The following is a 6,105-nucleotide window of genomic DNA, read 5'->3' as shown; positions in this document are numbered from 1 at the left end:
GTTGCATACCTGCTCACAGAACCCGCATCCAATACACTTCTTCTCGTCTACTACCGGTGGCTGGGCCCACACTCTTCTAGGCTCCGGCTTTAAATACTTCAATGCCAAGCCCTTTACATCAAGGATACTTGTATATCCGTGTCTATCGAGCCATTCATTCACCTCCCTAATTATTCTAGCGAATGCCTGTGGGCCCTCAATCAACGCCGCTGTACATATCTGTACTGCTGAAGCACCAGCCATGAAGTACTCTATGACATCCACACCCCTACTAATCCCTCCAACACCTATCACAGGTAGCTTTGTATTCAAAGCCACCTGTGAGACAACTGCCAATGCGAGTGGCTTAAGGGCTGGGCCGCTCATCCATCCATAGCCGTATGGACCACCAACGATCGGTAAGCCGGTCTCAACATCTATGTGTAGGGCTGGGCCAATAGTATTCGTAGCAACGATCCCATCAACGCCCACTTTCTCAAGTTCCTTCACTAGTTCGGGAATGTTGGGGGTGAAGGGACTTAGTTTCGGAAATATTGGTATGTCAACGCTCTCCCTGAGGGCTTTGGCAGCCTCTATTACTGGACGATAATCCCTGCCTATGTAATGTGTTGAAAACTCGATCGCCTGGACGCCGGCTTTCTCAACCTTCGGGCCGAGCAAAGATAGCTCCTCGGGTGTATACCCTATACTCGCTATAAACACTGCCCCCTTCTCCTCGCAATAACTCTTAACAAGCGGGTACTCTCTCTCTAAATAATGCTCAGCTGGTATATCACTCCATAATTCAGCATTAAGAACAGCATATATGAAGCGGTGGTTCCCGCTGTCCACCGGCGTAATCCTTACATCGCCAGGCTTCAGGGTTTTCAGTAGGTGGGCCCTCACTAATCCACGATCAACTGCTGCCATGCTGGGGCGTGGGACTATAGCCGGCTTCACACTTATAGTCTTAGCCACGACTGCACCAACGCCATTATCTATTAACATCCTCATGGCATCGGCGTCCCTTGATACAGGACAGGCAGCATTCATTATCGGGTTTCTTAGCTTCAACCCGGCTAGTTCAACACTTAGGTCAGCCATATACTCTCCCACTAACCTTTATTATGAATATATATTGTTAAAACAGGTAAATAAGCGCTGACATTACAACTAAAAATCCTGTTCCCCCAGGACGGAGAGAGACATAATCAATCATGCTAGAACCCTGGTAACAGCTGACCCTCTTTCCAGGATTAATAGAGGTCTGGATGGGTACTATCTTGGAAGAGGATCATATCCTCGAAACAGAGATAGAGGGTTAAAAATATGCTATAGTAACCGGCTAGCTGCAGAGCGGGTATTCCTCTGGTACCCTGGTTCTAAAGTATCTCCCGGTTCCAGGATCCTGGAACAACCCTATCTTAACTCCTTTCCTACCCCTTGGGTTCAGCTGCCATACCTTTACAGGTACTAGCTCTAGTTCCCTACCGCCTGGGGTTTTCACCTTTACTTTCTCTGTACAGGGCATATGGATCACCATTGTAAATTAATATGTTAAACCCTTATATAATTTTTCCCATAGCTTAGTAATTATTCGATTTTTCTCGATACAACACTATCTATGTACATAACAATGTTATTACATATATTCAACTATATTGAGAAATAGTGAGGTATCAGCACTATTCAAAACCCTAGCGGGTCTTAGAGATGTTCTACAATATCCATTCCTAAGTGTGATCCTATAGATGGAGAACCGCTCAGCTACCCCAGGGCTGAGGTCATCCTAGGGATCCCTCGGCATGACTCTCCTCATCGCACATTATATTATTTATTCCGAGACATGGATTTAACTATTCCCACAGATATCGTCGGAAACAACTATGAAAACCAGGTACAAGGCATATGAATGAACCAGCAGGATGACATGGAATGTGTTCACGCATTAGTAAGCCATTGCTTGTATAATGCGACCGTGTTCAAAGAAATAGCTTAGATGATTCATGAGTGAAACCATTCAATCGCTAGCTGTGAAAACAGAAGTCTATTATAGAGTGTGAAAACCGGGATACCGGGTACCCGGTGACCAATTTATAGTTTAACCGGGTACCCGGTTCTTTAGAGTGCGCCGTATTTCTCTTGCCATTCCTTGTATGCTTCCAGCCATGAGGGATCTATACTAGGCTTCCTCTTCTCTATTACCTTTACGAAGTCCTCTGTGGTTAGTGGCCTGCTTTGCTTTATGTCCTCAGGCTTCGATAATCCTTTCTCGTTTAATTCCTCTGCCACATTATTCTGTACTTCTTTGACTATGCTGGCTATGTCTGCTGGACTATAGTTTTCTGTTAAGTTCGCTAGCTTCTCATAGTCTATGTTATCTATTGTGTAGATGTCTTTCAATTTACCGATGAAGTGTATGAATAATTGTTTCCTGACTTCACTGTTTGGTGGTGGGACATATATCCTCTTCTCGAACCTCCTTATGAAGCCTATGTCAAGGGTCCACGGCTTATTCGTTGCACCCACTACGAATAACGGCATCTTCTTGTTCTCCTTGCTCTTTAATCCATCCATCTCGATCAGGAACTGGTTTCTCATCCTCTTCTCGCCGCCCACCTCGTTTCCCAGGGGCTGTAGTAAGCTGTCTACTTCATCAATGAATATGATCACTGGTTTACCTTGCGAAGCATATTCCCTGGCCTTATCAAATATCTTCTTAACGTTTTTCTCTGTGTCACCAAGCCACTTACTCATAACTGTGGCTGGGCTTACATTTATAAGGACAGCGTCTACCTCGTTGGCAAGGGCTATCGCCAGCTCTGTTTTACCGCATCCAGGTGGACCAAACAAGAGTATTCCCTGGGCCCATCCAAGAGGGTAGAGGTGTGGTGTTTTCACAGGGTATATTACTGAGCGTTTCAAAGCCTGCTTTACTTCCTCCAGGTCTACTAGATCCTTAAACGTGTTCTTATTACTCCTCTTCTCAGGCTCCAGTACTTCGACAACGTCATCTATACTGCCCTCCTCGCCCTGAGAACCACCTATCTTCACTGAGTTAGATAGATACTTTTCTAGCAGTGCTACCCTATTCTTATACTTCTGCACCAGGTCCCTATACGTCTCCGCTAGAGGGGAGTCAGGGTATAGTTTAAGGTACTTTGATAAGAGGTCTATGGCAGAGTTATAGTATTTTATAGCTGTCTCGTAGTCCCCTGCCTTATCTGCTGAGACAGCCTTGTGAGCGTACTCTATACCTTTATCAACGAGATACTGCATGCTCACAGCAATCACACCCAGTAGCCAGGGTTAATCCAGCTTAGAAGCGCTTTAACCTCACTAATCCCTTCTCCTCTAGCCGCCTCAATACCTCATAAACCGTGTCGCGTGAAACCCTATACTTCGATGTGAAGTATTGGATGTCGAGTATACCCGCCTTACTCCTTAGCTCAGCCAGCACCCATTGCTCAACAATATTTAACGGTACCTCGTTCCTGCTCTCTATACTGCCCCGCTGAAACTCGGGTTCAACCTCCACCGGTTTCGATGCTTGCTGCCCATTGTTCGAGGGTGGTGGAGGCGGTATTTTCACAGCCGCCCTGGCTCTCTCATCCACTGTAGCTGGTGGGACTAGTGCCTCAATATTTTCAACCGGCTTTACAGGAGTCTTTTCCTCGTTTTTCTGACTCATATACTTATTTATGAGGGGCTGGGGTATAGATGAGCTATCGGTTGACACCTTTATGCTTCCAACCTTCTGCTCAATCATCCTTATCAGGCTTACCAGCTGTGGGTTGATCTTCTCTACTTCGGGCTCGATCCTCTTTAATTCTTCTAGTACCTCCGGTAACACCTTCATTGGTTCCTGGACCTGCGTGATTGTCTCAAGCCTGAGCCTAACCCTTGTTAAATCATAGTATACCTTTGTGAAGAGGTTGAGGTAGCCCATTATATTCCTGTTCTCCTCATCTATTATCTCTTGAAGCTCCTTGTCTTGTACACCGCTTAGCTTAAGCTTCCTCTTATGCTCCTCGAGAGTGATCTCAAGGCTTCTCTTAGATGCCTCAATACTCCTTATCATCCTATCCATTAATACTATGGATTCCTCAATATTCCTGACAAATGGATCCTTGGGCTTAAACGCCCACAGCAGTTTACTGAAGAAGCCACCCCTAGAGCCAGTAATAGAGATAGACATGCCTAAACCCCTTTATCACACGCTTCCACCAACATATCCCTTGTGAACGGTTTTTAAATAACGGGTATAGTAATACACTAGGGGTACCCGGCATTATTGGTCAACCAAGGGATTCACAAGCCTTAAATATTAAATATTATGGATCACAATATGTTTACTAGTGGAGTTGATATAAAGATGGATCTCATTAAGCGGGCCCCGCTCATCTTCCTAGCTTTGATACTACTGGGATTAGCATTCATAGTTCTAGCTGTATCAATAGCCTTGTCATCGTTCTACAGCTATAGATTACCAGGGATCGAGGGTTCAGGCATAGAGGAAGCAGTAGTCAAACTAGTGAATACACTTGTCGATATAGCGGTGAGACTCGGTTTCCTAGGTATAACCGTGTGGGCGGGCTCCCTTCTAATAGGGCATGGAATCAAAGGATTAAAGTCTGAGGGTAAGCCTTGTGAAGGAGAAGAGAAGAGGTCTGAAGAGAAGCCTGAGTCTAAGATGAGAGAAGAGAAGTAAGGGAAGTAGCTTGCTCGGCCCATTCAGGTATGTGTTGCTCGTGACATCTATTACAGTGGTTATTCTATTGATATCCCCGCTGATTATATTGATGCGTGATTTCGCTACCAATACATCCTGCCTATCAATCAGTGTTGACACCGGTGGACTCCGGGTCCTCGACAATAATACCTACAGGGTTTCATTAATTATTTCATATTGCTCATATATAAAGCTAAGGGACTTCAAGGTAAACCTCAGTGCAACCAGTATCTCGATCCCAGAGCTAGATAAAGGAGAGAAGAGGATAGAGATCAGCCTAGATGTTAATGAGGTCCCAAGCATCAACTACATTGAGTTCAAAGTTCTAGGCTTATACAAGATAGTGATTAAGACGGGGTGACCAGGCGTAATGGCTGTAGGGAAAATCGTGACTAGTATCATCAAGGGGCTTATAACCGGGTTAATATACTATGCTGTATTCGCCATCATAGTACCAGGTGTACTAGGCTACGTGTTAAAAACAAGGTTCGAGTTAATCGAACCCCGTATCCTACTGCTCCTGATATGTGTTTTCACAGCACTAAGCACCCTATCATATTTATCGAAGCCATTTATAGGAATAGTTTTCCATGCGATATCTATACTAGTAGGTATACTACTCATCACATCCACAACAAGCCCGGGACTCATCAAAGCCCCGCTAGTCACTGGAGAAAACAATATAGAGGTCTATATAGATACCACGCCACTACTGCTAGTAATCTTAGGCATCATAACGGTATGGGGCCTCACCGGGATCCTCGAGAGACTAGTTAAAGAAGACAACTAGACATTAACACTCCGGAGTCTTCAACATAATTAATTAATAAAAATCAAGAGCATATTATAATCAAGAGGAATACGGGCCCGTTGCCTAGCCAGGATAGGGCGCCGGCCTCCGGAGCCGGAGGACCCGGGTTCAAATCCCGGCGGGCCCGTTGAAGCAATTCTATTATTTCATGGTGGTTGCCCATGCCTATCACTCTAGCACCACTAGAATTGGATCCCGCAAGGAAGTTGGAGGGGCTTCATCATTATTTATACAACAGGTATACCATTGGATACTACTGAATCGAAGTAGATTTCAAGGTGTTTTATCTATATAATTGGGATAATATAATTATTTAATAGAGGTGCTAAAGCTGTCGTGAATGCTAAGCCATCCCCGGATTTATTGAGAAAAGCGATTGTTGAATAATGATGAGCTATATATTATAATTTCTCCATGAAGTTGATCCTGGAGATCCTCGAGCCCCGACATGGACACCACGTAGAATATGGTTTGCCAAGTGTTTCTTAGTTGTAGGCTGCTTAGCGTTCTCCCTGCCTTAATTTCAAGCATAAATATTAGTATTTCCCCTCCAAGCCATGAGTAAAGTCAACCGCTCCTGTAG

Annotated in this window: 7 protein-coding genes and 1 tRNA gene; 4 read left to right on the top strand and 4 right to left on the bottom strand. The window is 44.7% G+C overall.

Features of this window, described 5'->3' with window-relative positions:
* From ACP5N5_RS05120 to ACP5N5_RS05105, 4 genes are all read right to left on the bottom strand, one after another.
* On the bottom strand, positions 1 to 1,083 hold a 1,083-nt coding region (locus ACP5N5_RS05120; protein WP_428133543.1), incomplete at its 3' end, for a 4Fe-4S binding protein.
* Between the two features lie 241 nt (positions 1,084 to 1,324).
* Entirely contained in the window at positions 1,325 to 1,510 is a 186-nt protein-coding gene (locus ACP5N5_RS05115; protein WP_173361975.1) for a chromatin protein Cren7, read from the bottom strand.
* A 590-nt stretch (positions 1,511 to 2,100) separates the two neighbouring features.
* A complete protein-coding gene (locus ACP5N5_RS05110) occupies positions 2,101 to 3,258 on the bottom strand; it encodes an AAA family ATPase (protein WP_428133545.1) in 1,158 nt (385 codons plus the stop codon).
* A 40-nt stretch (positions 3,259 to 3,298) separates the two neighbouring features.
* The gene (locus ACP5N5_RS05105) at positions 3,299 to 4,177 is read right to left on the bottom strand and encodes a hypothetical protein (protein ID WP_428133540.1); all 879 of its coding nucleotides are present in this window, start codon (positions 4,175 to 4,177) and stop codon (positions 3,299 to 3,301) included.
* 177 nt (positions 4,178 to 4,354) lie between these two features.
* Here ACP5N5_RS05105 and ACP5N5_RS05100 point away from each other — a divergent pair, with 177 nt between their 5' ends.
* From ACP5N5_RS05100 to ACP5N5_RS05085, 4 genes are all read left to right on the top strand, one after another.
* The gene (locus ACP5N5_RS05100; protein WP_428133536.1) at positions 4,355 to 4,690 is read left to right on the top strand and encodes a hypothetical protein; all 336 of its coding nucleotides are present in this window, start codon (positions 4,355 to 4,357) and stop codon (positions 4,688 to 4,690) included.
* 10 nt (positions 4,691 to 4,700) lie between these two features.
* Complete coding sequence (locus tag ACP5N5_RS05095; RefSeq protein WP_428133534.1) at positions 4,701 to 5,072, top strand: hypothetical protein; 372 nt, start codon at positions 4,701 to 4,703, stop codon at positions 5,070 to 5,072.
* A 9-nt stretch (positions 5,073 to 5,081) separates the two neighbouring features.
* Complete coding sequence (locus ACP5N5_RS05090) at positions 5,082 to 5,501, top strand: hypothetical protein (RefSeq protein ID WP_428133532.1); 420 nt, start codon at positions 5,082 to 5,084, stop codon at positions 5,499 to 5,501.
* A gap of 73 nt (positions 5,502 to 5,574) precedes the next feature.
* Positions 5,575 to 5,649 (top strand) — tRNA-Arg (locus tag ACP5N5_RS05085).
* Positions 5,650 to 6,105: the final 456 nt, after the last annotated feature.

This window comes from Desulfurococcus sp. (genome assembly GCF_049970475.1).
Taxonomy (GTDB): domain Archaea; phylum Thermoproteota; class Thermoprotei_A; order Sulfolobales; family Desulfurococcaceae; genus Desulfurococcus; species Desulfurococcus amylolyticus.
This window is presented reverse-complemented; position numbering and strand designations above follow the sequence as displayed.

Excerpts from the sequence above, each read along its gene's own strand:
- ACP5N5_RS05115 (WP_173361975.1), bottom strand. The coding sequence starts at position 1,510 with ATGCCCTGTACAGAGAAAGTAAAGGTGAAAACCCCAGGCGGTAGGGAA.
- ACP5N5_RS05110 (WP_428133545.1), bottom strand. The coding sequence starts at position 3,258 with ATGCAGTATCTCGTTGATAAAGGTATAGAGTACGCTCACAAGGCTGTC.
- ACP5N5_RS05105 (WP_428133540.1), bottom strand. The coding sequence starts at position 4,177 with ATGTCTATCTCTATTACTGGCTCTAGGGGTGGCTTCTTCAGTAAACTG.
- ACP5N5_RS05100 (WP_428133536.1), top strand. The coding sequence starts at position 4,355 with ATGGATCTCATTAAGCGGGCCCCGCTCATCTTCCTAGCTTTGATACTA.
- ACP5N5_RS05090 (WP_428133532.1), top strand. The coding sequence starts at position 5,082 with ATGGCTGTAGGGAAAATCGTGACTAGTATCATCAAGGGGCTTATAACC.